This window comes from Mycolicibacterium insubricum, from assembly GCF_010731615.1.
Classification (GTDB): domain Bacteria; phylum Actinomycetota; class Actinomycetes; order Mycobacteriales; family Mycobacteriaceae; genus Mycobacterium; species Mycobacterium insubricum.
In genome coordinates, this window is record NZ_AP022618.1 from 843,711 (window position 1) to 868,476 (window position 24,766).

Annotated in this window: 17 protein-coding genes and 1 other annotated feature; of the genes, 11 read left to right on the top strand and 6 right to left on the bottom strand. The window is 69.6% G+C overall.

Going from position 1 to position 24,766, the window contains the following annotated elements; genetic code table 11:
* Positions 1–17 precede the first annotated feature (17 nt).
* The 3 genes from G6N16_RS03950 (at position 18) to G6N16_RS03960 (ending at position 3,491) form a co-directional block, all read left to right on the top strand.
* On the top strand, positions 18–818 hold the full coding sequence (locus G6N16_RS03950) for an ABC transporter permease (protein WP_234806029.1): 801 nt from the start codon (positions 18–20) through the stop codon (positions 816–818).
* 160 nt (positions 819–978) lie between these two features.
* Positions 979–2,358, top strand: coding sequence for an MFS transporter (locus tag G6N16_RS03955; protein WP_234806028.1), 1,380 nt, complete (start codon positions 979–981; stop codon positions 2,356–2,358).
* The gene (locus G6N16_RS03960; protein WP_083033605.1) at positions 2,355–3,491 is read left to right on the top strand and encodes a uroporphyrinogen-III synthase; all 1,137 of its coding nucleotides are present in this window, start codon (positions 2,355–2,357) and stop codon (positions 3,489–3,491) included. Before G6N16_RS03955 ends, G6N16_RS03960 begins: the two co-directional genes overlap by 4 nt.
* Here the strand turns inward: G6N16_RS03960 and G6N16_RS03965 are convergent.
* The 5 genes from G6N16_RS03965 to G6N16_RS03985 form a co-directional block, all read right to left on the bottom strand.
* On the bottom strand, positions 3,470–4,273 hold the full coding sequence (locus tag G6N16_RS03965) for a sirohydrochlorin chelatase (RefSeq protein WP_083033603.1): 804 nt from the start codon (positions 4,271–4,273) through the stop codon (positions 3,470–3,472). The two genes, G6N16_RS03960 and G6N16_RS03965, sit on opposite strands and share 22 nt — an antisense overlap.
* A complete protein-coding gene (gene nirD, locus G6N16_RS03970; RefSeq protein ID WP_083033601.1) occupies positions 4,273–4,680 on the bottom strand; it encodes a nitrite reductase small subunit NirD in 408 nt (135 codons plus the stop codon). Before nirD ends, G6N16_RS03965 begins: the two co-directional genes overlap by 1 nt.
* The gene (nirB, locus tag G6N16_RS03975; protein ID WP_083033599.1) at positions 4,677–7,214 is read right to left on the bottom strand and encodes a nitrite reductase large subunit NirB; all 2,538 of its coding nucleotides are present in this window, start codon (positions 7,212–7,214) and stop codon (positions 4,677–4,679) included. The genes nirD and nirB overlap by 4 nt, the downstream gene beginning before the upstream one ends.
* 123 nt (positions 7,215–7,337) lie before the next feature.
* Positions 7,338–11,555: a bifunctional nitrate reductase/sulfite reductase flavoprotein subunit alpha gene (locus G6N16_RS03980; protein ID WP_163787766.1), complete on the bottom strand. Its 4,218-nt coding sequence runs from the start codon at positions 11,553–11,555 to the stop codon at positions 7,338–7,340.
* An 85-nt stretch (positions 11,556–11,640) separates the two neighbouring features.
* On the bottom strand, positions 11,641–13,344 hold the full coding sequence (locus G6N16_RS03985; RefSeq protein WP_163787767.1) for an NTP transferase domain-containing protein: 1,704 nt from the start codon (positions 13,342–13,344) through the stop codon (positions 11,641–11,643).
* A 112-nt stretch (positions 13,345–13,456) separates the two neighbouring features.
* On the opposite strand from G6N16_RS03985, the gene G6N16_RS03990 reads away from it, so the two are divergent.
* The 5 genes from G6N16_RS03990 (at position 13,457) to G6N16_RS04010 (ending at position 20,319) form a co-directional block, all read left to right on the top strand.
* A complete protein-coding gene (locus G6N16_RS03990) occupies positions 13,457–14,419 on the top strand; it encodes a hypothetical protein (RefSeq protein ID WP_234805852.1) in 963 nt (320 codons plus the stop codon).
* The gene (locus tag G6N16_RS03995) at positions 14,416–15,855 is read left to right on the top strand and encodes a hypothetical protein (RefSeq protein WP_133052932.1); all 1,440 of its coding nucleotides are present in this window, start codon (positions 14,416–14,418) and stop codon (positions 15,853–15,855) included. The genes G6N16_RS03990 and G6N16_RS03995 overlap by 4 nt, the downstream gene beginning before the upstream one ends.
* 154 nt (positions 15,856–16,009) lie before the next feature.
* Positions 16,010–17,827: a phosphoenolpyruvate carboxykinase (GTP) gene (locus G6N16_RS04000; protein WP_083031014.1), complete on the top strand. Its 1,818-nt coding sequence runs from the start codon at positions 16,010–16,012 to the stop codon at positions 17,825–17,827.
* Between the two features lie 309 nt (positions 17,828–18,136).
* A complete protein-coding gene (locus G6N16_RS04005) occupies positions 18,137–18,520 on the top strand; it encodes a DUF222 domain-containing protein (protein ID WP_083031016.1) in 384 nt (127 codons plus the stop codon).
* A 559-nt stretch (positions 18,521–19,079) separates the two neighbouring features.
* Positions 19,080–20,319 (top strand): IS3 family transposase gene (locus G6N16_RS04010; protein ID WP_110810842.1). Its coding sequence is split into 2 segments (ribosomal slippage): positions 19,080–19,369 and positions 19,368–20,319, totalling 1,242 coding nucleotides; the frame shifts between segments, so codons are not numbered across the junction.
* Positions 19,355–19,470 (top strand) — a sequence feature (AL1L pseudoknot). It overlaps the preceding gene by 116 nt.
* A 223-nt stretch (positions 20,320–20,542) precedes the next feature.
* Here G6N16_RS04010 and G6N16_RS04015 read toward each other — a convergent pair.
* On the bottom strand, positions 20,543–21,502 hold the full coding sequence (locus tag G6N16_RS04015) for a hypothetical protein (RefSeq protein ID WP_133052933.1): 960 nt from the start codon (positions 21,500–21,502) through the stop codon (positions 20,543–20,545).
* A gap of 344 nt (positions 21,503–21,846) precedes the next feature.
* On the opposite strand from G6N16_RS04015, the gene G6N16_RS04020 reads away from it, so the two are divergent.
* The 3 genes from G6N16_RS04020 (at position 21,847) to G6N16_RS04030 (ending at position 24,756) form a co-directional block, all read left to right on the top strand.
* Complete coding sequence (locus G6N16_RS04020) at positions 21,847–22,653, top strand: hypothetical protein (protein WP_133052934.1); 807 nt, start codon at positions 21,847–21,849, stop codon at positions 22,651–22,653.
* A 44-nt stretch (positions 22,654–22,697) separates the two neighbouring features.
* A complete protein-coding gene (locus G6N16_RS04025; RefSeq protein WP_083031019.1) occupies positions 22,698–23,120 on the top strand; it encodes an HNH endonuclease signature motif containing protein in 423 nt (140 codons plus the stop codon).
* A 343-nt stretch (positions 23,121–23,463) separates the two neighbouring features.
* Positions 23,464–24,756, top strand: coding sequence for a calcium:cation antiporter family protein (locus G6N16_RS04030; RefSeq protein WP_083031021.1), 1,293 nt, complete (start codon positions 23,464–23,466; stop codon positions 24,754–24,756).
* Positions 24,757–24,766: the final 10 nt, after the last annotated feature.

The window sequence follows — 24,766 nt, forward strand, 5'->3', positions numbered from 1 at the left end:
GGGCCCGGTGGCGGGCCGTGATCGGGGGCCCGCGCTCCGGGCTGCCCGCGCCGATGGTGCTGGTGGCCGCACTGGGCGCCGTCGTGCTGGGGGCGCCGGTGATCGCGTTGGCCGCCGCCGCGCCGTGGGCGCGGATCCCGGAGTTGCTGAGCGCGCCCTCGGCCCGGTCCGCGCTGCTGGTGTCGCTGTCGGCGGCTGGGCTGGCGACAGCGCTGGCCCTGGTTTTGGGGGTGCCGCTGGCGGCGGTGCTGGCCGGTGACCGGATGCGCGGCACCCGTTTCCTTCGTCTGCTCGTGGTTGTGCCCATGGTGCTGCCGCCGGTGGTGATCGGCGCGGCGCTGCTGAGCCTGTTCGCCCGGCGCGGCCTGATCGGGCGCTACCTGGAGGCCTGGTGGCACTGGACGCCCACCTACACCTTCGCCGGGGTGGTGATCGCCCAACTGGTGGTGGCGATGCCGTTTCTGGTGATCAGCGTGGAAGCCGCGCTGCGCGCCCGGGACCGCGACGCGGAAGAGGCCGCCTACACGCTGGGGGCGGGGCGGATGCAGACGTTCCTGCGGGTGGTAGTGCCCCAGATCCGGTCCGGCATCGTCGCCGGCGCGGTGATGTGCTTCGCCCGGGCGCTCGGTGAGTTCGGCGCCACCGTCACCTTCGCCGGAAATGTGGCCGGCGTCACCCAAACCCTGCCGCTGGCAATCTATCTGCAGTTGCAACGCGACGACGACGCGGCGATCGCGATGGCGGTCGGGTTGTTGGGGATGAGTCTGCTGGTCCTGGTGGTTATGCGGCGCCGCTGGATTCCCGCGCTCACGGCCTGAACGGCCGGTTCTCACAACCGATACCGGAAGCGGTGAGAGGTAATGCTTACGTCGCGGTGACCGCCGCCGCCGGTTCCGGCAACATCGCCTTCCTAGGTTGAATATCGATCGGGCCGACCCCGACCGCGCCCACCGGCGGCGCCGATACCTGGAGGCACATGTGGCAGCGAAACGCGCACGCACCCTGACCGATTGGGATCCCGAGGATCGGAACGCCTGGGACAACGGGGGTTCGGCGATCGCCCGCCGGAACCTCGTCTGGTCGGTGATGGCCGAACACATCGGCTTCTCGGTGTGGTCGCTGTGGTCGGTGATGGTGCTGTTCATGCCGACCGAGGTGTACGGGATCTCGGTCGCCGACAAGTTCCTGATCGCCGCCACCGCGACGTGTACCGGTGCGCTGCTTCGCTTTCCGTACTCGATGGCCACCTCCCGGTTCGGCGGCCGCAACTGGACCGTGTTCTCCGCGGCGGTGCTGTTGGTCCCGGTCCTCGCGACGGTCTGGATCCTGGCCAATCCGGGTCAGGGGCTGTGGGTGTATCTGGTGTGCGCGGCGCTGACCGGCCTGGGTGGCGGCAACTTCGCGTCGTCGATGACCAATATCAACGCGTTCTATCCCCAGCGGCTCAAGGGCTGGGCGCTGGGACTCAACGCCGGTGGCGGGAACCTGGGCGTGCCGGCCGTGCAGCTGTTGGGCCTGCTGGTGATCGCGACCGCCGGTGACCGTCAGCCGTACTGGGTGTGCGCGTTCTACCTGCTGGCGCTGGCCGTCGCCGCGATGGGCGCGGCGGTCTTCATGGACAATCTGGAGGGACCCGGGGTTGATCTGCGCGCCATGCGCGCGGCGCTGGGCAATCGGCACACCTGGGTCATCTCGCTGCTCTACATCGGCACCTTCGGGTCGTTCATCGGGTTCTCCTTCGCGTTCGGCCAGATGCTCATGCTGAACTTCCGGGCGCACGGCCTGGACGCCGGGACTGCCGCCCTGCACACCGCGCAGATCGCCTTCATCGGTCCGCTGCTCGGCTCGATCAGCCGGGTCTACGGCGGCCGGCTGGCCGACCGGATCGGCGGGGCCACCGTGACGTTCTGGGTGTTCATCGCCATGTTCGGTGCGGCCGCGGTGCTGCTGGCCGGTGGCGGCTCGATCGCAGTGCTGTCGGTCGCGTTCGTCGCGCTGTTCGTGCTGTCCGGGCTGGGCAACGGCTCGGTGTACAAGATCATCCCGTCGGTGTTCGACGCCGCCTCGCGGTCTCTGCCGCTGGACGAAGCCGGCCGGACTGCCTACTCGCGGTCGATGTCCGGTGCGGTGATCGGCATCGCCGGTGCCATCGGCGGGCTGGGCGGTGTCGGGATCAACCTGGTGCTGCGGCAGTCGTTCCAGGCCACCGGCACCGCGACCGTCGCATTCGCCGTGTTCGCCGCCGGGTATCTGGTTGCCGCGCTGATCACCTGGCGGGCCTATGTGGCGATGCCGGGCGGGGCGACCGGGCGTATTGCCGCCGTGTCCGACGCAGTGGGTGGGAAAATGCCTGTATGAGTTCTGAGTCGACGGCCGGTGCGGCCTCCCCGCTGGCGGGTTTCACCATCGCCATCACCGCCGCCCGCCGATCCGAGGAGCTCGCCGCACTGCTGGTCCGCCGCGGTGCCCGGGTGCGCTCCGCGGCGGCGATCGCGATGGTTCCGTTGGCCGACGACACCGCCCTGCGGATGGTGACCGATGCGCTGATCGACGAGCCGCCGCAGCTGTTGATCGCCACCACGGGTATCGGATTCCGCGGCTGGATCGAGGCCGCCGAGGGTTGGGGGCAGGCCGACGCGCTGCTGGCCGCGCTGGCCGGCGCGCGGGTGATCTCCCGCGGGCCGAAGGCCACCGGTGCACTGCGGGCCGCCGGACTGCAGGAGGAGTGGTCGCCGGCCTCGGAGTCCTCGGCGGAGGTGCTGGCGCACCTGAGCGACGGGGATCTGGACGGCAAGCGGGTCGCCGTGCAGTTGCACGGCGCGATCGAGGCGTGGGATCCCAACCCCGGGTTTCTGTCCGGCCTGCGCGAGCGGGGTGCCCAGGTGATCGGCGTGCCGGTCTACCGGTGGGAACAGCCCGCCGACACCGGCGCCTTCGACGAGTTGATCGGCGAGATCGCCGCGGGCGGCGTCGATGCGGTGACCTTCACTTCCGCACCCGCGGTGGCCTCGATGCTGTTGCGGGCGAGCGAGATCGGGGTGTCCGACGCCCTGCTGGCGGCGCTGCGCGGTCCGGTCGTCAGCTACTGCGTGGGCCCGGTCACGGCGGCCCCGCTGCTGGCCGCCGGGGTGGATCCGGTGGTGCCGGAACGGATGCGGCTGGGCGCGCTGGCCCGGCTGGTCAGCGAGGACCTGCCGGCCCGCCGGCCGGAACTGCGGGTGGCCGGGCGCCGGGTCGGTATCCGGGCCGCCGCCGTCGTCGTCGACGGGCAGGTGCGTGAGGTGTCCGGATCCGGACTGGTGATCCTGCGGGCGCTGGCCGCCCGGCCCGGTGATGTGGTGTCCCGGTCGGACCTGCTGGAACTGCTGCCCGTCGGCGGCACCGACCCGCACGCCGTCGAGGTGGCCGTCGGGCGGCTGCGGACGGCACTGGGTGCCCGGGAGATCATCGGGACGGTGGTCAAACGGGGTTATCGGCTGGCCATGGACTGAGACCCGGGCGGTTCGGCGAGGCTCGGCGGAGTGGACGCGAGCGTAGCGAGTGGCCGCGGAGCCGAGGGGAAGCCGGGACCGTCCGCATTGAACCCCGCGATCAACCCGCGACCAACCGGGCTGGTCGCCAGTTCGCACAGGGCCTCGATGACCGCCGGATGCAGACCCAGCGGCTCGGCCACCACATCGGCACCCGTGGCGTGCAGCCGGCGGGCGAACAACCCGTCGGCCAACAGGTACGACGCGATCGCCACCCGCCGGGCGCCGCCGGCCCGCAGCTCGGCGACCACGTCGGGCACCGACGCGAACTCGCCGTGCGGAGCACCGGCGAACCCGATCCGCACCGGCGCGCCGATGCGGTCCGCGAGCAACCGTCCCGTCCGACGGATATCACTGTGCGCCAACGGATCCGAGGACCCCGCCGCGGCCAGTACCACGGCGTCGCCCGCGCGGTACCCGGCCTGGCACAACCGGTCCGCCAGTGCCTCGACGATGCCGCTACCCTGGCACAGGGCCGGCGTAACCACCGCGTTCGGGAAGTCGCGCAGCTGGGCCGGCAGATCGACGCGCACGTGGTAACCGCGGGTCAGGAAGGCCGGTACGACGGCCACCTGCGATCCACCCAGCGTGCTGAACGCCTCAGCCGGCCGCGGGCCGAGTACGTCGACGAAGCTCACCGCCACCGTCTCGCCGAGACGGGCGGATATCGCGGCCGCGAGGTCACCGATCATCGCCACCCCGCGGGTGTGCCGGGTGCCGTGCGCGACCAGCAGCACCGTCATCAGGACGCCGCCGCCAGCCGCGGCCGGAAACCGAACCGGATCTCCGGGGAGTTGGCCACCAGGACGGTGCCGTCGAGGTTGATCCGGGTGGCGTACACCGGGATCCGGATGCCCTCGACGTCCAGGCAGCGGCCGTCGAGCAGACTGAACGCCTGCTTCTTCAGTGGTGAGTGCACCACCGGGAAACCGTTGCGGTCACCGACGATGCCCCGCGACAGCACCGCCGCCCGGCCGATCGGGTCGATGTTGCCGACCGCGCGCAGACTGTCGTCGGCCAGCCGGAACAGCGCCACCTGGGAGTTGTCCGGCAGCAGCACCGCGACGCCGCGGGTGCGCTGCAGGTGTTCCATTCCGCAGGCGGCGGTCCAGTCCCGGGACCAGTGCTTGAGGTCGAAGGCCAGGGTCATGACGGGCTCACTTTCTCCGATCGGGTGGGCATTGCGGGGTCGCCGAGCAGCACCGGGACCTTGCGGCCGTGGTGTTCGCCGAACACGATGGTCGGGTCGGGAACGTCCGGGGCGTTGACGAAGCTGACGAACCGCGACAGCTTGTCCGGGTCGTCGAGGACGCCCTTCCATTCGCACGAGTAGCCGGCGACGTGGCGGGCCATGTCGGCCTCGAAATCGGCTGCCAGGCCCAGCACGTCGTCGATGACGACGGCGCGCAGGCGATCCATGCCGCCGTCGAGGGCCTCCAGCCACGGTGCGGTGCGCTGCAACCGGTCCGCCGAGCGCACGTAGTACATCAGAAACCGGTCGATGTAGCGGATCAGTGTCTCGGTGTCCAGATCGCCGGCGAGCAGCTGCGCGTGCTTGGGCGTCATGCCGCCGTTGCCGCAGACGTAGAGGTTCCAACCGGATTCGGTGGCGATCACCCCGACGTCCTTGCCGCGGGCCTCCGCACACTCCCGGGCGCAGCCCGACACGCCCATCTTGATCTTGTGCGGCGACCGCAGCCCCCGGTAGCGCATCTCTAGGTCGATGGCCAGCTGCACCGAGTCCTGCTGGCCGTAGCGGCACCAGTCCGAGCCGACGCAGCTCTTCACCGTCCGCAGCGACTTACCGTACGCCTGACCGGATTCCATTCCGCCGTCGACCAGCCGACGCCAGATCAGCGGCAGCTGATCGACGGTCGCCCCGAACATGTCGATCCGCTGGCCGCCGGTGATCTTGGTGTAAAGACCGAAATCCCGCGCGATCTCGCCGATCAGGATCAGCTGCTCGGGGGTGATGTCGCCGCCGGGCACCCGGGGGACCACCGAATAGGTGCCGTTGCGTTGGATGTTGGCCAGGAAGTGGTCGTTGGAGTCCTGCAGCGCGGCGGCCTCGCCGTCGAGGATGTGGTCACTGCTGGTCGACGCCAGGATCGAGGCGACGGTGGGTTTGCAGATGTCACAACCGGTTCCGGTGCCGAACCGGTCGATCAGCCCGGAGAAGGACCGGATGCCGCTGGCCCGCACCAGCTCGAACAGCTCGGCACGGGGCATCGCGAAGTGCTCGCACAGCGCGCTGGACTGCTCGACGCCGGCGTCGGCGAGGATCGCCGACAGCAGCGGAACGCACGATCCGCAGGACGTGCCCGCCGCGGTGCAGCGCTTCAGCGCCGCCACGTCGCAGGCCCCGGCGGCGATCGCCGAGCACAGGTCGCCCTTGGAAACGTCGTTGCAGGAACAGATCTGGGCGTCGTCGCCGAGCGCGGAGACGCCGAGCGCCGGGGCGCCGGCGGCCGGCGAGATCAGCGCGACGGGATCGCCGGGCAGGGCGGAACCGACCAGCGGCCGCAGCAGGCCGTAGCCGCCGGCGTCGCCGACCAGCACACCGCCGAGCAGGGTCGCCGCGTCGTCGGAGAGCACCAGCTTCTTGTAGGTGCCGTTGATCGGGTCGCTGACCACGACGCTCAGCGCGCCCGGCGTCTCGCCGAGGGCGTCACCGAAGCTGGCGACGTCCACGCCGAGCAGCTTGAGCTTGGTGGACGTGTCCGCACCCGGGAACTCGGCGTCACCGCCGAGCAGTCGGTCGGCGACCACCTCTGCGGTGGCGTAGCCGGGCCCGACCAGGCCGTAGCAGCGGCCGCCGACGGCGGCCACCTCGCCGATCGCGTAGACGGACGGATCACTGGTGGCACCGGTGAGGTCGGTGAGCACCCCGCCGCGGTCGGCCAACTCCAGGCCGGCGGAGGCGGCCAGCTCGTCGCGGGGGCGAACCCCGGCGGCGAACACCACCACCGCGGCCGCCAGGGACCGGTCACCGGACAGCTGTACGGTCAGACCGCCGGACTCGCCCGCTTCGATGGCGAGGGTGTCGGCCGACAGGGTGATCCCGATGCCCAGCTCGCCGATCATCCGGGCCAGATGCTCGCCGCCGGCCTGGTCGACCTGGCGCGGCATCAGGCGCGGGTTGCGTTCCACCACGTGCGGCGACAGACCCATCAGCGACAGGGCGTTGGCGGCTTCCAGGCCGAGCAGGCCGCCGCCGATGACCACACCGACCGGTGCCTGTTCGCGGGCCAGAGCGGCGTCGGCGTCGGCGCGGATCGCGTCCAGATCGTCGAGGGTGCGGTAGGCGTGGCAGCCGGGCAGCTCCCGCCCGGGCACCGGGGGCACGAAGGCGCTCGATCCGGTGGCCAGCACCAGCGCGTCGTAGCCGAGAGATTCGCCGGTCTCGGTGATCACCAGGCGGTCGGCGCGGTCGATGCCGGCGACCCGGGTGCCCAGGCGCAGCGTGACGGCGTCGTCGTCGGCGTAGTCGTTGCCCGGCAGCGCCAGGGCGTCGCGTTGCCAGCTGCCCACGTAGCCGGACAGACCGACCCGGTCATACGCCGCATCGGCCTCTTCGCCGAGAACCACCACCTGCCATCGGCCGTCGGTGTCCCGGGCGCGCAGCGCCTCGACGAAGCGGTGGCCGACCATGCCGTGGCCGATGACGATGACGGTGTTTCGCATCGCTGTCCTCTCGTCGTATCTGCCGATGACGCTAGGCAGCCGGTGTTACCCGCCGGTGCAACGGTTTTTGCGTCCGGGTGTCGGGCGCCGCACAGTGTTACCGAACGTGCTGAGAGGTGTGATTCAGTACACGTCTCGCTGGTAGCGGCCGTCGGCGGCCAGTGCCCGCAGGTAGGAGTCGGCGCTGTGCGGCGCCAGCCGGCCGTGCTCGGCGATGATCGACCGCAGGGTGTCGTCGACGTCGCGGGCCATCCGGGACGCGTCCCCGCACACGTAGATGTGCGCGCCCCGCCCGATCCACTCCCACAGTTCGGCCGCCCGGGCCAGCATCAGGTCCTGGACGTAGACCTTGTCCGGCTGGTCGCGGGAGAACGCCACATCCAGGCGGGTCAGCAGACCGGAGTCGAGATGGCCCCGCAGTTCGTCGCGGTAGTAGAAGTCGGTGGCCTCGTGCTGCTCACCGAAGAACAGCCAATTGTCGCCGGTGGCACCGCGGTGCGCGCGGTGGTCCAGGAATCCGCGGAACGGTGCCACACCGGTGCCCGGGCCGATCATGATCATCGGTGCGTGGTCGTCCGGCGGCGGCCCGAAACTATTGTTGCGCTGCACGTAGATCCGGGGCTCGGCGTCGTCGGCCGCGTCGGCCAGATACGTCGAGGCGACCCCGCCGCGCGGGCGGTCCCCGGTGCCGAAACGCACCGCCGAGACGGTGATCTCGACGCGATCGGGTGCAGCCAGCGGGGACGACGAGATCGAGTACAACCGCGGCGTCAGCGGGCGCAGCACAGCCAGCCAGTCGTCGAGCGCGGCGGACACCGGGTATTGGGCCAGCACGTCGACGCACTGGCGGCCCCACGCCCATTCGGCGATCCCGTGCGGGTCGTCGACGAGCGCGGCCAGCGCCGGATCGTTGTGGTGGGTGTTGACGAAAATCAGGAAATCGCGGGTGATCCGGGTGATGTCGTAATGCTCGCGCAGCGCCTCGGCCAGCGTGGTGTCACCGCCGCCGGCGCTTACCGGGGCCTGCCCGTCCAGCCCGGTGAGTTCCAGCCATTCGCCGACCAGCGCGGCGCTGTTGCGCGGCCAGACGCCCAGTGCATCGCCCGCGCTGTAGGTCAGAGTGTCCGGCGGCAGGGCAAACGCGAACCGGCGCACCTCTTTTGCCGAACCCGCTCCGGTCAGCAGCTCGTTGTCCAGCAGCCGGGTGGTCAGCGGGTTCTTGCGGGAGTACTCGGCCGTCGGCGCGGGCTCGGCCGGTGTGTCCTGCCGCAGCGCATCGACGACGGCCGCCACCCAGCCGTCGGCCTCGGTGTCGTAGTCCGGTTCGCAGCTCGCCCGCTTGGCGATCCGGGTGGCTCCCAGATGCGCCAGCCGGGCGTCGAGTTTGCGGGCGAATCCGCAGAAGTCGGCGTACGCGGAATCGCCGAAACCCAGCACCGAATAGCGCAGATCCGCGACATCGGTGGCGACCGCCGCCGTCAGCGCATCCCACAGCGCGATGCCGTTGTCCGGAGCGTCGCCGTCACCGGTGGTGGCCACCACGAACAGCACCGTGCCGCGCAGCTCGTCGATGCCGACCCGGTCGGCGCAGCGGGCCGATACGGTGAACCCGGCCTCGGTCAGCAGTTCGGTGCAGCGCGGTATGTAGTCCTCGACCGTCCCGGTCTGTGACGCCCACACCAGGGTGAGCCGGGCGCCGCCGGCGGGTTCCTCGGCCGGCGCTGCGATCAGCGGGACACCGCTGGGGGACAGGGGGATTCGGGAGAAGTAGCCGGCCAGCACACCCTCGGCCCAGGCCCGCACGGGCGCCGACAGGGGTGCGGTCGCGGGCAGCGTCGGTACCGAGTCGACCGGCGGGTTGGCGGTGATGCCGCTGACCAGGCCGGCCAGGTAGCCGCGCTCGGTGTCGGTGAGCTGGTCGGTGGGGGAGCCGGTCACCCCGAACGCGGCGGCCAGCGAGGTCGGTGCGGTACCGGCCGGTGCGGTCATCGGTGCCTCCTGCGGTGTCGGTGCGGGCGGCGCCGCTACCGGGGTGAGTGCGACGGCGCACGCCTTGAACTCGGGCTGCAGGGAATCCGGGTCGACGGCGTCGTTGGTGACGGCGTTGATCGCCAGGTCAGGCCCGATCGCGTCGTTGAAATGCATGGGTACGAAACAAGTTCCGGGTCGGATGTCGGTGCTGATGTCCACCGGGACCCGGGCCGCGCCTCGCCGGGACCGGACCTCGACGGTGTCGCCGGCGACGATGCCGTGGGTGGCGGCGTCGTCGGGGTGCAGTTGCACGAAGCTGGTGGGGTTGAGTTTGTTGAGTTTGGCTACCCGGCCGGTCTTGGTCATGGTGTGCCACTGGTGGGCCAGCCGCCCGGTGGTCAGCAGCATCGGGTACGTGTCATCGGGCGGTTCGGCGATGCTCATCGGAGTGGACGGGAGCGAAGCGAGTGGCCGCGGAGGAGTAGGCCGAGCTGGCGGAGCCTGCGGAGCCAGCGCTGGCCGGATCCGACCGTCGGTTTCAGATGAGGGGAAGCCGGGACTGCCCGCATCTGACCCGGGCAGTTCGGCCGGGGGGAGCGCGGGGCGCGGCAAGAACTGGGCGCGCCGGGTGGGGGTGGGAAACGCCAGCCGGGGCACGTGGCCGTCGGAGCCGACGTGGCGGTGCTGGCTGACGCCGTCGTTGAGGTAGCGAATCGGGTTGCGGTCCGGGCAGTCCGGCGGTGCCGGCCACTGCACCGGGCCGCGGCGCAGGCGCGGGTAGTCGACGCCGCGCAGGTCCCAGCCGGTGCGGGGGTTGTGGAAACGGGCGAGCTCGTCGAAGACCGCGGCGGCATCGGGGTGGTCGAAATCGCCGGGCCGGTCGAAGCCCATAGCCCGGGCGACGTCGTTGATCAGCCGCCAGTCTGCGCGGGCCTGCCCCGGCGGGGAGACCGCCGGTGCGCAGAGCGTCAGGTTGCGCTCCGAATTGACCATCACCCCTTCGGATTCCGTCCACAGCGCGGCGGGCAAGATGACGTCGGCGAACCCGGCGGTCTCGGTGCCCTGGAAAACTTCCTGCAGCACCACGAATTCGGCGCGTTGCAGCGCGGCGGTGACGATGGACCGGTTGGCCACCGAGGCGACGGGGTTGGTGCAGATGATCCAGGCGGCGCGGATCTCGCCGGCCGCCATGCGTTCGAACATGTCGATGGTGCCCGCGCCGGGGTCGGTGGAGATGCTGCCCGCCGGTATGTCCCACAGTGTTTCGGTTTCCCGACGGTCGGCGTCCACTAGGGCGCTGCGCTGTCCGGGCAGCCCCGGACCCATGTAGCCCATCTCCCGGCCGCCCATGGCGTTGGGCTGGCCGGTCAGCGAGAACGGGCCGGAACCGCGGCGGCAGATCGCCCCGGTGGCCAGGTGCAGGTTGCAGATCGCGTTGGTGTGCCAGGTGCCGTGGGTGGACTGGTTGAGACCCATGGTCCACAGGCTCACCCAGTTGTCGGCCTCGATGATCCACGCCGCGGCGCGGCGCAGGTCCTCGGCGTACAGGCCGGTGGTCTCGGCCACCCGGTCGACGGGGTGGTCGGCCAGCAGTGGTGCCATGTCCGCCCAGCCGTCGGTGTGCTCGTCGATGAACTTCTGGTCCAGACCGCCGCCGTCGGCGACCAGCCGCAGCAGCCCGTTGAGCAGGGCCAGGTCGGTGCCCGGGCGCACCGGCAGGTAGAGGTCGGCCTTGGCGGCGGTGGCGGTGCGCCGCGGGTCGATGACGATCAGCCGGGCCCCGGCGGCCACCCGGTCCATCATCCGCAGGTAGAGGATGGGATGGCAGTCGGCCATATTCGCGCCGATCACCAGGAACAGGTCGGCATGGTCGAGGTCGTCGTAGCTGCCCGGTGGCCCGTCGGCGCCGAGTGACTGCTTGTATCCGGTGCCGGCGCTGGCCATGCACAGCCGGGAGTTCGATTCGATCTGGTTGGTGCCCAGGAATCCCTTGGTGAGCTTGTTGGACAGGTACTGGGCCTCCAGCGACATCTGGCCGGACACGTAGACGGCGATGGCGTCCGGGCCGTGCTCGGCGCGGATCGACGCCAGCCGCGCCGCGGTGTGAGCGACAGCCGCGTCGACGTCGGTCGGCACCGGTGCGGCGCTGCGTTCGGTGCGCTGCCAGGCGGTGGTCAGTCGGCCGGGTGCGGCCAGCAGGTCGGCGGTGGTGGAGCCCTTGGTGCACAGCCGGCCGCGGTTGGCGGGGTGGGTCGGGGTGCCGCGGGAGGTGCGCACCACGCCGTCGCTGACCTGCAGAGACATCCCGCAGCCCACGCCGCAGTAGCCGCAGACGGTGTCCACGGCCATCGACGACGGGCGTTCGGGCATGTCCCGATGGTTGCGGCGGTGTGTTTCGCGGTGCCCGCGGGGCGATTGCGCGACGGTCAACAGCCCCGCACACCGCCGACTTCGGCTATGTGAGTTTGCGGGGTTTTTCGAGGTCACCGGCCGGCGGCAGCAGCGCCAGGCCCGGATGTCCCAGCATGGCGCGCAGCTGCCCGGTGCCGTAGCCGGGGGCGGCCGACCACCCGCCCGCGCCGTCGGCGGCCACCGGCACCACCCGCCAGAACCGCGGGTGCGGGTCCGCGCCGTGCACCTCGATGAGCTCGGCCGGTGCGGGTGTCGATCTGGTCAACCCGTCGACCAGGGCCGGGACGGTCAGCGCCACACCGGCCACCGCGGCCAGCGGGTTGCCGCCCAATCCCAGCAGCACGGTGTCGTCGGGCAGCTGGGCGACCAGCAGCGATCCGCCGGGTCGCACCGCGATGCCGTCGAGCAGCCATCGCGCGCCCAGCGTCGCGCCCACCGTGCGGAGCTGATCGGCGACGCCGTGGCCGGTACCGCCGACGACTACCACCAGGTCGGAGTCGGACTGGCGCAGCGCGGCGGTGACGGCCTCGGCATCGTCGGGCAGGTGCCCGCCGAGCCGGGTCGTCACACCCCGGTCCCGCAGCGCTGCGGCCACCGGGCCGGAGGCGGTGTCGGGCAGCCGGCCCGGCCCGGGGACGCCCGTCGTGACGATCTCGTCGCCGGAGCTGTAGACCACCGCGCGGACCGGCCCGCGCACCGACAGCCGCGTGGTGCCCGCCGAGCGGGCCACCGAACACACCGCCGGATCCACCCGGGTGCCGGCCGGGGCCAGGGGGTCCCCGGCGGCCCAGGTCTCGGCGCGGCGGCGGGTGTCGTCGCGGCCGGGGCCGGTCTCGCGCAGCATCGCGGCGTCCTCGCCGACTGAGGTGTCCTCGTGCCGAATGCTGCGGTCGGCGCTCTCGGGCAGCGGCGCGCCGGTGGCGATCGGTACCGCCTGCCCTGCGGACAGCGGCGGGCCACCGGGGCCGCCGGCCGCGCGCGGCGGCCCGGTCAACCGCCACGGGCCGGGCCCGGCCACGGCGTACCCGTCCATCGCCGCGGCGTCGAACGGCGGGAACGGTTCGACGGCGACCAGCGGGTCGGCCAGCGTCGCGCCGACGGCGTCGTCGGCGGCGACGGTGCGCACCGCCAACGGGGTCAGTTCCGCGCGCAGCAGTTCGGCGGCCCGGAGCGGGTCGGGGCGGGGATCGGTGGCCGCGCGGTGATCCGCCGGGGTGTCGATATCGGCGGTGCCGGTCAGCGCGAGCGTCACCGCGCCGTCGGGGACCAGAGCCCGCATCGACGGGCCGTCGTGGTCGGCCAGCGCGGACCGCAGCGCCGGGACCGACCAGGCGCTCAGCAGGTACTGCCGCCGTCCGGCCGGGTCGATGCCCAACACGACCGGCGCGCCGGTGCGCACCAGCGCCGCCAGCAGCGCCGCGACGGTATCGGCCGTCACCGCCGGCAGATCGCTGGCCAGCAGCACCACCGGCCGCGCGGACCCGGGCGCCGGGACGTGGGCGTCGAGCGCGGCCAGACCGGCCGCCACGGCCGCCGCCGGTCCGGCGAACGGCGGGTCTTCCCGGGTCTGGATGACCGCTTCGGGCAGATCGCGGGATGGCCCCACGACGACGATGTGTGCGGCGCCGGCGACGGCGTCCAGGGCGACGTCGATCAGCCGTCGGCCACCGACCAGCAGGTTCGGCTTGTCGGCGCCGTCCAGACGCCGGGCGCGACCGCCCGCGAGCACGATGGCGTCGAACCGCATGGGTTCAGCGTAGGCGGGCCTGTGCATGACGGATGCGCCTCCGGCGCCGGTCGGTGTCACGGTTGGCACATCGAAAGACCGGGCTCATCGAGTGAACGGGAAGGGGCCGGGCATGACGGGGCTGCAGCGCTTCGCCGCGACACTGACCGAGCGCTTCGCCGGGCTGCCCCCGCCGGCGGTGACCGAACTCGCCGACCGGCTGACCGCCGCGCTGCGGGTGTCGGTCACCGGCCGCCCCGGCGTGGGCCGGCGCACCGTCGCCGCGGTGCTGAACCGCGCCGCCGGGATCCGGGTCACCGACGCGGACGCGGAGGTTCGCATCCGGGTCCTCGCTGAGGTGGTCAAACCCGAAGACGCCGCCGCGCTGCGCGCGCGCCCGGACCTGCTGATCCTGAACAAGGCCGATCTGGCCGGGCTGCGGGCCGGCGGACCGGTGGCCGCCGCGGCCCGCGACTGTGCCGAGATCACCGCGCGCACCGGGATTCCGGCCGCGCCGATGGTGGCGCTTACCGCGCTCGCGGGTCTGGACGAGAGCATCCTCGACGACGAGACGGTCGCCGCACTGCGGGCACTGACCGGCGAGCCCGTCGCGTTGACCAGCCCCGATGCCTTCCTCGACGATGACGGAGCGCTGACCCGGCAGGTGCGCGCGCACCTGCTGGCCCACCTCGACCTGTTCGGCATCGCGCACGCCGTGGTGGCGCTGCGCGACGATCCGGCCGCCGGTGCCGCCGAGCTGCGCAGCCGCCTGTGCGAGGCGGGCCGGCTGGCCGGGGTACTCGACGCCGTCACGGCCGCCGGCGCGCGGGCCGCCTACCGGCGCATCGCCGCGGCCGAACGCACGCTGGCCGATCTGGCGGTCGCCGAACCGGACACCGCCGACGCGCTCGCCGGCCTGCGGTCCGACCCGCAGATCCTGGCCGCCCGGGCCGAGGTGGCCGCCGCCCTGTTCGGTGACGCCCCCGCCCGGTCCGCCGCGAACTGGCGAACCTGCGCCGACGGACCGCTGGACGAGCTGCACCGCGCCGCCGCGACGGATCTGTGCCGCGCCGCGCTGGCCGGAGTCGCGCGGTGAGCGCCCCGGCCGTCGTCGACCCGGTCGCCGCCGTCGACGAGCTGGTGCGGGCCTCGGCCCCCGGGCTGCCGACACCGCCGAACCCCGGCGGCCCGGTCCTGGTCGCCGGACCGGGGTGGGCCGGGGTCACCGCGGTCCGCGACGCGCTGGCCCGCCTGCTGCCCGACCGCGAGGTAAGTGAGAGCCCTACCGAGGCGGCCCCCGAGCTGGTGGTCTTCGTGGTGTCGGCGGCGGCGCCGCTGACGCCCTCGGACTGCGCGGTGCTCGACGCCGCGGCCGCGTACACCGACGCCGTGCTCGGCGTGATCAGCAAGATAGACCTGCACCGCGGCTGGCGAGACATTCTGCACCGCGACGCCGAGATCCTGGCCGCCCACGACGACCGCTACCGCGGCCTGCGGTGGGTCGGCACCGCTGCAGCCCCGGAGCTCGGCCCGCCGCGGGTCGACGAGCTGGCCACCGCCGTCACCGACGTGCTGGCCGACCCGGCGACGGCGTGCCGCAACCGCCTGCGGTCCTGGGCGACGGTGCTGACGGCCGCCGCCGGGGACCTGCAGCGGCGGGCCGAACGGCCCCGGGCCCGGCAACGGGACCTGATCGCCCGGCGCCGCGAACTGGTGGCGCGGACTCGGTTGGCCCGGGTGGAGTCCGACGTCGCCCTGCGCCGCGCGGTGCAGCAGACCCGCATCCGGCTCGGCTCCCGGGTGGCCGGGCGGTGCGCGGCGCTGCGTGCCGAGCTGTCCGTCGTGGCGGCGATGACGCCGCGGCGCATGCTGGCGGGATTCACCGACACCGCCGCCGACCGGGCCGCCGCGGCCTTCGGCGAACTCGACGACGAGATCTCGGTGCAGCTGACCCGGCTGTCCGAGCGGCTCGGGCTGCCGGTGCCCCCCGCCGGCCGCACCCCCGATCCACCTGTGCTGCCCGCTCCCGGACGTCCCGCACGACATCTGGAGACGCGACTCATGTGGGCGCTCGGCGGCGGGTTCGGGCTGGGCCTGGCCTGGACGTCGAGCCGGGCAGTCGCCGGTCTGGCACCCGCGCTGACCGGACTCGGGATGCTGTTCGGGTTGCTGGTGGGTCTCGTGGCGGGGTGCTGGGTGGTGACCGCTCGGTTGCTGCTGGCGCAGCGCGCCGCTCTGGACGGCTGGCTCTCGTCGGCGGTGGCCGAACTGCGCTCCGGGATGGAGCGGCTGGTCGCGGCCCGGCTGCTGGCCGCCGAGGCGGAGTGGTCCTGCGCGGCCGCCCGCCGGCGCCACCAGCGGGCGGACGCGGCCGCCGAGGAGCTGCGCGAACTGGACGCTCGCGCCCGGGAATGCGCGGGGGAGGCGGCTGAAACGGCCGCCGAATCCGGGCGCGTGCTGGCCGGAATCGAGGCGGCGCTGGCCGTCGTCGGCAAAGAATTGGCGCCACGGGACGAAGAAATAGGCAACTGAATCGTTCCTGTGAGTCACCGGACAGCACCTCGATTGTCCGGGACGGCCTCACCCGCGTTAACCTCTAAATTAGAGACTTACCGGCGCCTGCGTGATCGGGCGCCGGATCCGGTTACAGCCCGGAACCGAATGCACTCGGGGTAGGAGAATTTCGATGACCGCAGCGACCGTTCCCGGACTCGACACCGCGCCGACTAAGCATCAGGGTCTGCTGGCCTGGGTGGCCGAGGTAGCCGAGCTGACCCAGCCCGACCGGGTGGTGTGGGCCGACGGTTCCGACGAGCAGAACCGGCAGCTCTGCGAGCACCTGGTCTCCGTCGGCACCTTCCAGAAGCTCAACGAGGAGAAGCAGCCCAACTCCTACCTGGCGCTGTCGGACCCGTCCGACGTCGCCCGCGTCGAATCGCGCACCTTCATCTGCTCCGAGCGGGAGATCGACGCGGGCCCCACCAACAACTGGATGGACCCGGCGCAGATGCGGCCGCTGATGAACGACCTGTTCCGCGGCTGCATGCGGGGCCGGACCATGTACGTGGTGCCGTTCTGCATGGGTCCGCTGGCCGCCGAGGATCCCAAGCTCGGCGTCGAGATCACCGACTCCGAGTACGTCGTCGTCTCCATGAAGACGATGACCCGGATGGGCCGCGCGGCGCTGGAGAAGCTCGGTGACGACGGCTTCTTCGTCAAGGCGCTGCACTCGATCGGCGCCCCGCTGGAGCCCGGCCAGGCCGATGTGCCGTGGCCGTGCAACGACACCAAGTACATCACCCACTTCCCGGAGACCCGGGAGATCTGGAGCTTCGGTTCCGGCTACGGCGGCAACGCGCTGCTGGGCAAGAAGTGCTACGCGCTGCGCATCGCCTCGGTGATGGCCCGCGACGAGGGCTGGATGGCCGAGCACATGCTGATCCTCAAGCTGATCAGCCCGGAGGACAAGGCGTACTACATCGCCGCGGCGTTCCCGTCGGCGTGCGGCAAGACCAACCTGGCGATGCTGCAGCCCACCATCCCCGGCTGGCGCGCCGAGACCGTCGGTGACGACATCGCCTGGATGCGGTTCGGCAAGGACGGCCGGCTCTACGCCACCAACCCCGAATTCGGCTTCTTCGGCGTCGCGCCGGGCACCAACTGGGACTCCAACCCCAACGCCATGCGCACCCTGGAAAAGGGCAACTCGGTCTACACCAACGTCGCCAAGACCGATGACGACGACGTCTGGTGGGAGGGCCTGGAAGGCAATCCGTCGCACCTGATCGACTGGAAGGGCCACGACTGGACCCCGGAGTCCGGCACCAAGGCCGCTCACCCCAACTCGCGCTACTGCACCCCGATCTCCCAGTGCCCGACCCTGGCGCCGGAGTGGGAGACCCCCGAGGGCGTGCCGATTTCGGCGATCCTGTTCGGCGGTCGGCGCAAGACCACCGTCCCGCTGGTCAGCGAGGCGCACGATTGGCAGCACGGTGTGTTCATCGGCTCGACCATCGGCTCCGAGCAGACCGCGGCCGCCGAGGGCACCGTCGGCGCCGTGCGCCGCGACCCGATGGCCATGCTGCCGTTCATCGGCTACAACGTCGGCGACTACTTCCAGCACTGGATCAACATCGGCAAGAACAACGACGAGTCCAAGCTGCCGAAGGTGTTCTTCGTCAACTGGTTCCGCCGCGGCGACGACGGCCGGTTCCTCTGGCCGGGCTTCGGTGAGAACAGCCGGGTGCTCAAGTGGGTCATCGAGCGCATCGAGGGCCGCGGCAACGGCGCGACCACCCCGATCGGTGTGGTCCCCGGCGTCGAGGACCTGGACCTGGCCGGCCTGGACATCTCGATCGACGACGTCGCCGAGGCTCTGGCCGTCAACGATGACGAGTGGCGCGCCGAGCTGCCGCTGATCGAGGAGTGGTTCGAGTTCATCGGCGAGAAGCTGCCGACCGGTATCAAGGACGAGTTCGAGGCCCTCAAGCAGCGCCTGGCGTAGTTCGCCTCGACCGTCTGTCCGCCAAGCTCGTCGCAGCTCGTTCTTCGCTGCTCGACTTGTCAGTGGTCGTCGATCGCCCGGGTCCGATTGGACCCGGGCGATCGGCGTCTGCGGGGTATCGGCAAGGTCGTGGTGACCCCCGGAGGTCCTGATTGTGGATCACCGCGTCGAGCATTTCGATGCTCGACGCCGGACATTTCCGGTGAGTGCGGCCGACCCAAATTTTCTCATTGAATTCTTATTATTCAGGGGACGGTCTTGTCGGCTCCGGCCCATTTTTTGTCAGTATGCCGAACTAGTGTTCTAGATATGAGTAGGAGCGCGTACGCGGATCGGGAGGCGATATTCGCCGCCCTGGCCGCCGCCGAGGCTGCCTACGAGAAGCTCGCCGACTGCTCGCTGGACGTTTTGACCGCGGAGGAGGTGCTCGATGTCCTGGGGCGCCGGGAGGAGTTGGCGTGGCGCCAACCCGCCGTCGATCACCGGCTGCTGGCCCGCCTGGTCGCCGACGGCAACCCGGGCAAGCTGGGGGCGGCGTCGCTGAAAGTGGTGCTGGAGGAGCGGTTGCGGATCTCGCGGGCGGCGGCCACCCGACGGTTGCCGAGGCCGCCGACCTGGGCCCCCGGAACGCCATGGACGGCCAGCCGCACCCCTCCGTGCTGGTACGAAAGTGCGGCAGGGCACCAAGGATGACGTACCCGACAAGCCAAGGGACAGAGAAACATTCTCCCTTTCGGATCTTGACCCCGGTGGCAAGGTGACGGTTCGTTGGCAAGGTGATCGGCTAGGCAACGAAAAGACGTTGGGGACAACGGGAAGTGAGCCGGGTCGAGAACGTGAGAACCCTTCTCGACTTCGCCCACCTTCACGCCACGAATCAGGAGCAGACACGTGGAAACGATCTACCGGCGTGAGCGCTGCGGCAACAGGGTGCTGCCGGGTGACGGGTACATCCACACCACAAGCGTGACCCTCTGGGCCATTCACCATAAGGACTGCGCCCCGGATCTGACGAACGAAGTGTGCTTCGGCGTACCGCACCACTGGTCGGATCTATTGAGTAGTCACTACTGGCTGTCCCAGTGTGCAGGGTGTGCCCAGCGGAACCGCGAACGTGGTGCGTGAACTTGGCATGTAGTTAATAGGTCTGACTCTCAGTCCTCAGATTCGTCCCATGTGGCCAACGTTCCTGCGACGAGTTGAAGTGAAGTACCCCAGGTTTTGTTCCGATCCGTATAGGAGGATCAGGAATATGCCACGTCAGTATTCGCCGGAGTTTCGCCAGCGTGCGCTGCGGTTGTTGGACACCATGATGGAAGCCTCGGATGTTTCTGAGTTCGAGGCCATCAAGTCCGTGGCCAGCAAACTCAGTGCCTCGGAGGAGTCGGTGCGCCGTTGGCGGCGCAAAGCCCAGGTCGATGCCGGTGAGCGTGCCGGAACCAGCACCTCCGAGCACGCTGAGATCCGCCGGCTTAAACGTGAGAACGCCGAATTACGCAGGGCTAATGAGGTGTTGAAGTCGGCGTCTGCGTTTTTGCAGCGGAGCTCGACCGCCCCGCGACGAAATGATCGCCTTCATCGACACCCACCGCGATCAGTTCGGGGTTGAGCTCATCTGTCGTGTCCTGCGGGCAGCAATCCCGGGCTTTCTCACCTCCCGCGGCTACCGCGCCGCCCGCGCCCGCCCGGCCAGCAACCGCGCGATCCGCGACGAGCTGCTCATCGCCGAGCTCACGGTGGTGCATGAGAAGAACTTCTCGGTCTACGGGGTCAAGAAGATGCAGGTAGCGATGAAACGCCGCGGCTGGACCTTGGGCCGAGAACAAACGCGGCGGTTGATGCGCACCGCCGGCCTGCGCGGCGCGCACCGGGGCAAACCGGTGTTCACCACGATCAGCGATCCCGCTGATGCACGGCCGGCCGACCTGGTCAACCGGCACTTCGCCGCCCCAGCACCAAACCGGCTCTGGGTTGCCGACATCACCTACGTGCGGACCTGGGCTGGCTTCTGCTACACCGCGTTCGTCACCGATGTCTGCACCCGCAGGATCGTCGGCTGGGCCGTGGCGGCAACGATGCGCACCGAGGACCTGCCGCTGCAGGCATTCAATCATGCTGTATGGCAATCAAACTCAGATCTATCTGAGTTGGTGCATCATTCCGACCGCGGATCCCAGTACCTATCGCTGATCTATACCGAGCGTCTGGTTGAGCTTGGGATTGCGCCTTCGGTGGGCTCGCGCGGCGATAGTTACGACAACGCCCTCGCCGAGGCCGTCAACGCCGCCTACAAGACCGAGGTGATCCACCGAGGCAAGCCCTGGCGCAGTGTCGATGACGTCGAACTGGCGACCGCCCTCTGGGTGGCCTGGTACAACCAGGAACGCCTGCATGAAGCCCTCGGCTACGTTCCACCAGCCGAGTACGAGGCCGCCCTCACCGGCGCCTCACACCCCGCGAGCCAGCCAACCCCGGCCCTCGCAACCACCTAGGAACAAAACCTGGGGTATTTCACATTGTTGTTTGGGTTGCCAGGAGTACGAGTCACGCGTGTTGAGCGGCGCGCGGATGTAAAGCGAGAGTGGAATGTCCCGTCTCAGTGTGCGGGGTGCGTACTTTTGGGAGATTGGGCGCACCCAAGCACGGACCTCCGGCCCCCGTTAAGGCAGCTTCACTCCCTGTCATGCGGTTGAGGCTGGGGGTTTCGTGTGTTGTTTATTCCCAGTAGCGTGGTGCCCACTCTTCGATGGTGGACCACAGGATTCTGGGACAGTGCCGGAGTCGAACAGGGACCCTCGCAGGATGCGCTGACTGCGCCTCAAAAAGGGCCACTGCGCACTCCGTCATGATCACGGCAGAGGCAAATCCGTCTGCGAGTACTTTCATCGTGTCCTCGTCATCGCGGATGTAGTCAGACATCCACTTGAAGCCGTGAACGAAACTAGATGCGTAGGAATAGAACCTGTTGGATCCAAGCTCCATGCCAAGCGCCGACGTATCGGTCACATGTGGCGCAGGGTTTGCGTCGATCCACTTCGCAGACCACGACACAAAGTCAGCATAATTACCCGGCGGCTTCCGCTTGTTGGCTTTGGGCACAGCGGCGATGAGCGTAGCTCTCGCATCGTATTCAGCCCGGTGCCGTGAAAAGTTCTGATACTCAGGCGAATCCGCTGGGAGTCCCCGTGCCTCAAGTACCTTTTCCTCAATCCGAAGGAACGCCTGTTGCGGCTGGCGCTCGCTTTGTTCGAATCCAAGGGATCTGGCCCGCCGTTCTTCACGGCTCGGGTCGGCAAGCAGCCAGATGGTTTTCGCTGAAGCCTCCAGTGCGCAGCGGCAAAGTGACGCGACTGACGCGACGCTCGTACGTCCTTCCTGAAAAGCTGCAGTGTGTGCCTGGGCCGCTCCGACCAGGTTTTCCGTCCCACTCATCACGGGGAACCGGGCGGTTGAGCTAACGACAAAATCCCCCAGACCGGGCATGAAGTCCTGATCATCGAGTGCAAGACTGCTGCCCTTATCGGGCATCATCTTCCTCACGCCTACCTTGGTGTTGCCGCCATCGGCATCGACGCGCCGCCATAGCGACCACTCGTTCAGCGGGTAGGTCCGCACGGCCCGCTCGGTAATGCGCATGACTATGCCCATCTTCCTGAATTGGGTAGCGGGGTCCACGGCCTGCACCCTATAAGCCGGTCAGTGGCGTGCGCACGTCATTTGATGGCTGGCGACTGGGCGATCTAAGTCGCGCGTCCGTTACAGCACGCGGGTCGCCGGTGCTCCTGCAGAATTGAGGGGTGAGTCTTGGACACTACGATCCATACGGCCCGACGGAACCCGTTGGATTCCTCGGTAATGAGAAGTACGCCGGTCCTAGTCTCAACGAACCCTGTCCGTGTGGATCGGGCAAATTCGCTGGCGGCTGCCACCGCGACTTGTTCGGCTGGCACCTTCCACCCTTCGAGCCGCTCCTCACGGACGCTCGAACCGGCTTCGCCCACCAGGGTTGCTACGCAGCAGTGACCAACGATTGCAGCAGCAAGCTGTCCAACGAGCACTGGCTCTCCAAAGGCATCCTCTTGTCGGCTGGTGACGGTCAGCCTGTGTGCATCAGCGGCTTCAGTTGGCAACCCAATCACGAAGACTCCTTTTCCGCAGAGCGTCTCGGATCGAAAATTCTCTGCAGGCGGCACAACACGGCTTTAGCCCGCCTGGATAGGACAGCACTTCGCGTTTTCAACGCCCTCCGCCGCTACCAACAAGACCTGCTAGTCAAGCCCGATCCTCACGGCAATGAGTTCTTCTTGGCCAGCGGCGAAGAGATCGAACGGTGGCTGCTAAAGATGCTCTGGGGTGCCACCGCCGCAGGCGTGATCGCCGTCAACGGCAAGAAGGTCACAGAACTGACAGGGAGTGTCGACCGCGCGTCACTGGCCGACTACCTCTTTCGAGATGGTCCGCTACCCGATCAGTGGGGTTTGTACGTGGAAGGGCTTGAGGGACGAGAGGCGATGGCAAAGGCTGAAGTCGCGGTCACTGCTATGCCGGGGCCGGATGGTGGCTTGTGGCGTGGCGTCGCGGCCATGGGCGTAGTGGAGTTCGACTTTTACCTCGGAGTTCCCCCACCGGCCAAGGAGTCCGTTCTTTTCAGTCGCCCCGATGGGATCGGGTTGGGCGAAAGAGGCCAATCCACTGCGGTGACGTGCGAGGTTCAGAAGCTACTTGTCCTTGCCTGGGACCGCCCCGCTGGCGCAACCTTCAATCTTGAGTTCAAGGGGTCCAGTCCCGTGCCTGTCGGACCTCAACCAACAGTGAAAGTTACTTGACGAAGTACTCGCAGTTCACGGCATTGTTCCGTGCTTACGGATAAGTGCATCACCTACACGTTTTCGCACGCGACCGCGGATGCATCCGCCCGGGCTGCGACGCCAATGCCTACGAGTGCCAGGCCCACCACCTCGACCCGTTCGGCAAGGGCGGCGAAACCAACGTCGACGACATGTCGCTGGACTGCGGCCCCGACAACCGGATGGCCGACCAGTACGAGTGGACCACCGTGCTCAACGACGCCGGCCGAGTGGAGTGGCACCCACCCCCGACGCTGGACCGCGGCCAGGCCCATATCAACTCCGGTCACTTCCCCGAGGACCTGCTCGCCGATCTGCGCCGACGACGCGCCCAGCAACGCGGCGATTCCGATCCCGGCCCGCCGCCGGACCCGTACCCGCCGGCGCAGCCCGGTGAGGATCCACCCGGTACGGCGCCAACATGGTTCGGCAACGTCGCGGGATAAGGTTAGCCACAACCATAAGTTTGGGTGTCCTAAACCCTATTCAACGGGCCTGCTAACTGCATGAATCCTACGTAACGGCCCGGAAACGACTAGCTCGGCTAGGTTGCTGGCGTCGCGGGGTTGAGGTAAGGTTGCCCTCAGCGAAGGGGAGTAGTTCCGTTTCCGGTCCGACCGGGGACGCGGATGGTCGACATACTGGCGGCACTCGTGCGAACGGGTCCCGCCCGGTCATCCACCGGAGACATCCGGCGAGCGAGACCTTCAGGCCGACAACCCGTTGTCGACCCGAAGTCTCGCTGCGCACGTTCGAGAATCCGGGTCGCAGGACCGAAAAGGGACCGCGATGACCCCCCAGCTCCTCAACCGCCGACCCGCCTCGCCTCCCGGCCGACGGGTCCTGGTCCGGTCCCTGCTGATCACCGCCGTGCTGATCGTCCCGGCACTGGTGCTGCGGTTCGGCGGCGTGCACCCGAACCCGGTGGTCTCCCTGCTGATCTACGGCGCGGCCGTCGTCGCGGCCAGCTTCCTGCTGGCCTGGGCCGCCGAGGCCGCCCAGATCGACGTATCCGGCGGCCTGGCGATCGCCGTCCTCGCGCTCATCGCGGTACTGCCGGAATACGCCGTCGACCTTTACTACGCCTACGTCTCCGGCTCCGACCCGGTCTATGTGCAGTACGCGGCGGCGAACATGACCGGCTCCAACCGCCTGCTCATGGGCATCGGCTGGCCGGTGGTGGTGATGGTCAGCCTGTGGACGGCGAAACGGCTGACCGGCAGGCGGACCTCGGTGCTGGAACTGGAACCCGGCAACCGCGTCGAACTCGGCTTCCTGCTGATCGCCGGCGTCGCCGCGTTCGCGATCCCGGCCACCGGCAGCATCCACCTGGTCTTCGGCGTCGCGCTGCTGGCGTGGTTCGGCTTCTACCTCTACAAGATGATGCGCGGCGACGTGGAGGAGCCCGAGCTGATCGGTACCGCCGCCGCCCTGGGCGCACTGCCGCGCCGGGCCCGTCGCACCACGGTGATCACTCTGTTCGCGGTGGCCGCCGGCGCCATCCTGGTCTGCGCCGAACCGTTCGCCGAAAGCCTCATCGGAGCCGGCGCCCAACTCGGCATCGACCAGTTCCTGCTGGTGCAGTGGCTCGCACCGCTGGCCTCGGAGGCGCCGGAATTCATCATCGCGATCATCTTTGCCTCCCGCGGCAAGGGCACCGCCGCGATCGCCACCCTGATCTCGTCGAAGGTCAACCAGTGGACGCTGCTGGTCGGATCGCTGCCGATCGCGCACCTGGCCGGCGGTGGCGGTACCGAGCTGATGCTCGACGGCCGCCAGGTCGAGGAGATGCTGCTGACCGCTACCCAGACCATGATGGGCGTTGCGCTGATCCTGGCGCTGCGGTTCCACCGGTACTCCGCGCTGGCGCTGCTCGGGCTGTTCCTGGTGCAGTTCCCGATCACCTCCGAGCACGGCCGGGTGCTGCTGTCGATCGTCTACGCCGTGCTGGCGGTGGTCGGCCTGGTGATCAACCGCCACCACCTGTTGGCCACCCTGCGGGCGCCGTTCACCGGCGTTCCGACCGTGCACGCCGGGGGCGGCTCGACCGCGGAACGGCCGCTGCCAACAGCCTTATCGTAAAGTCCTCGGT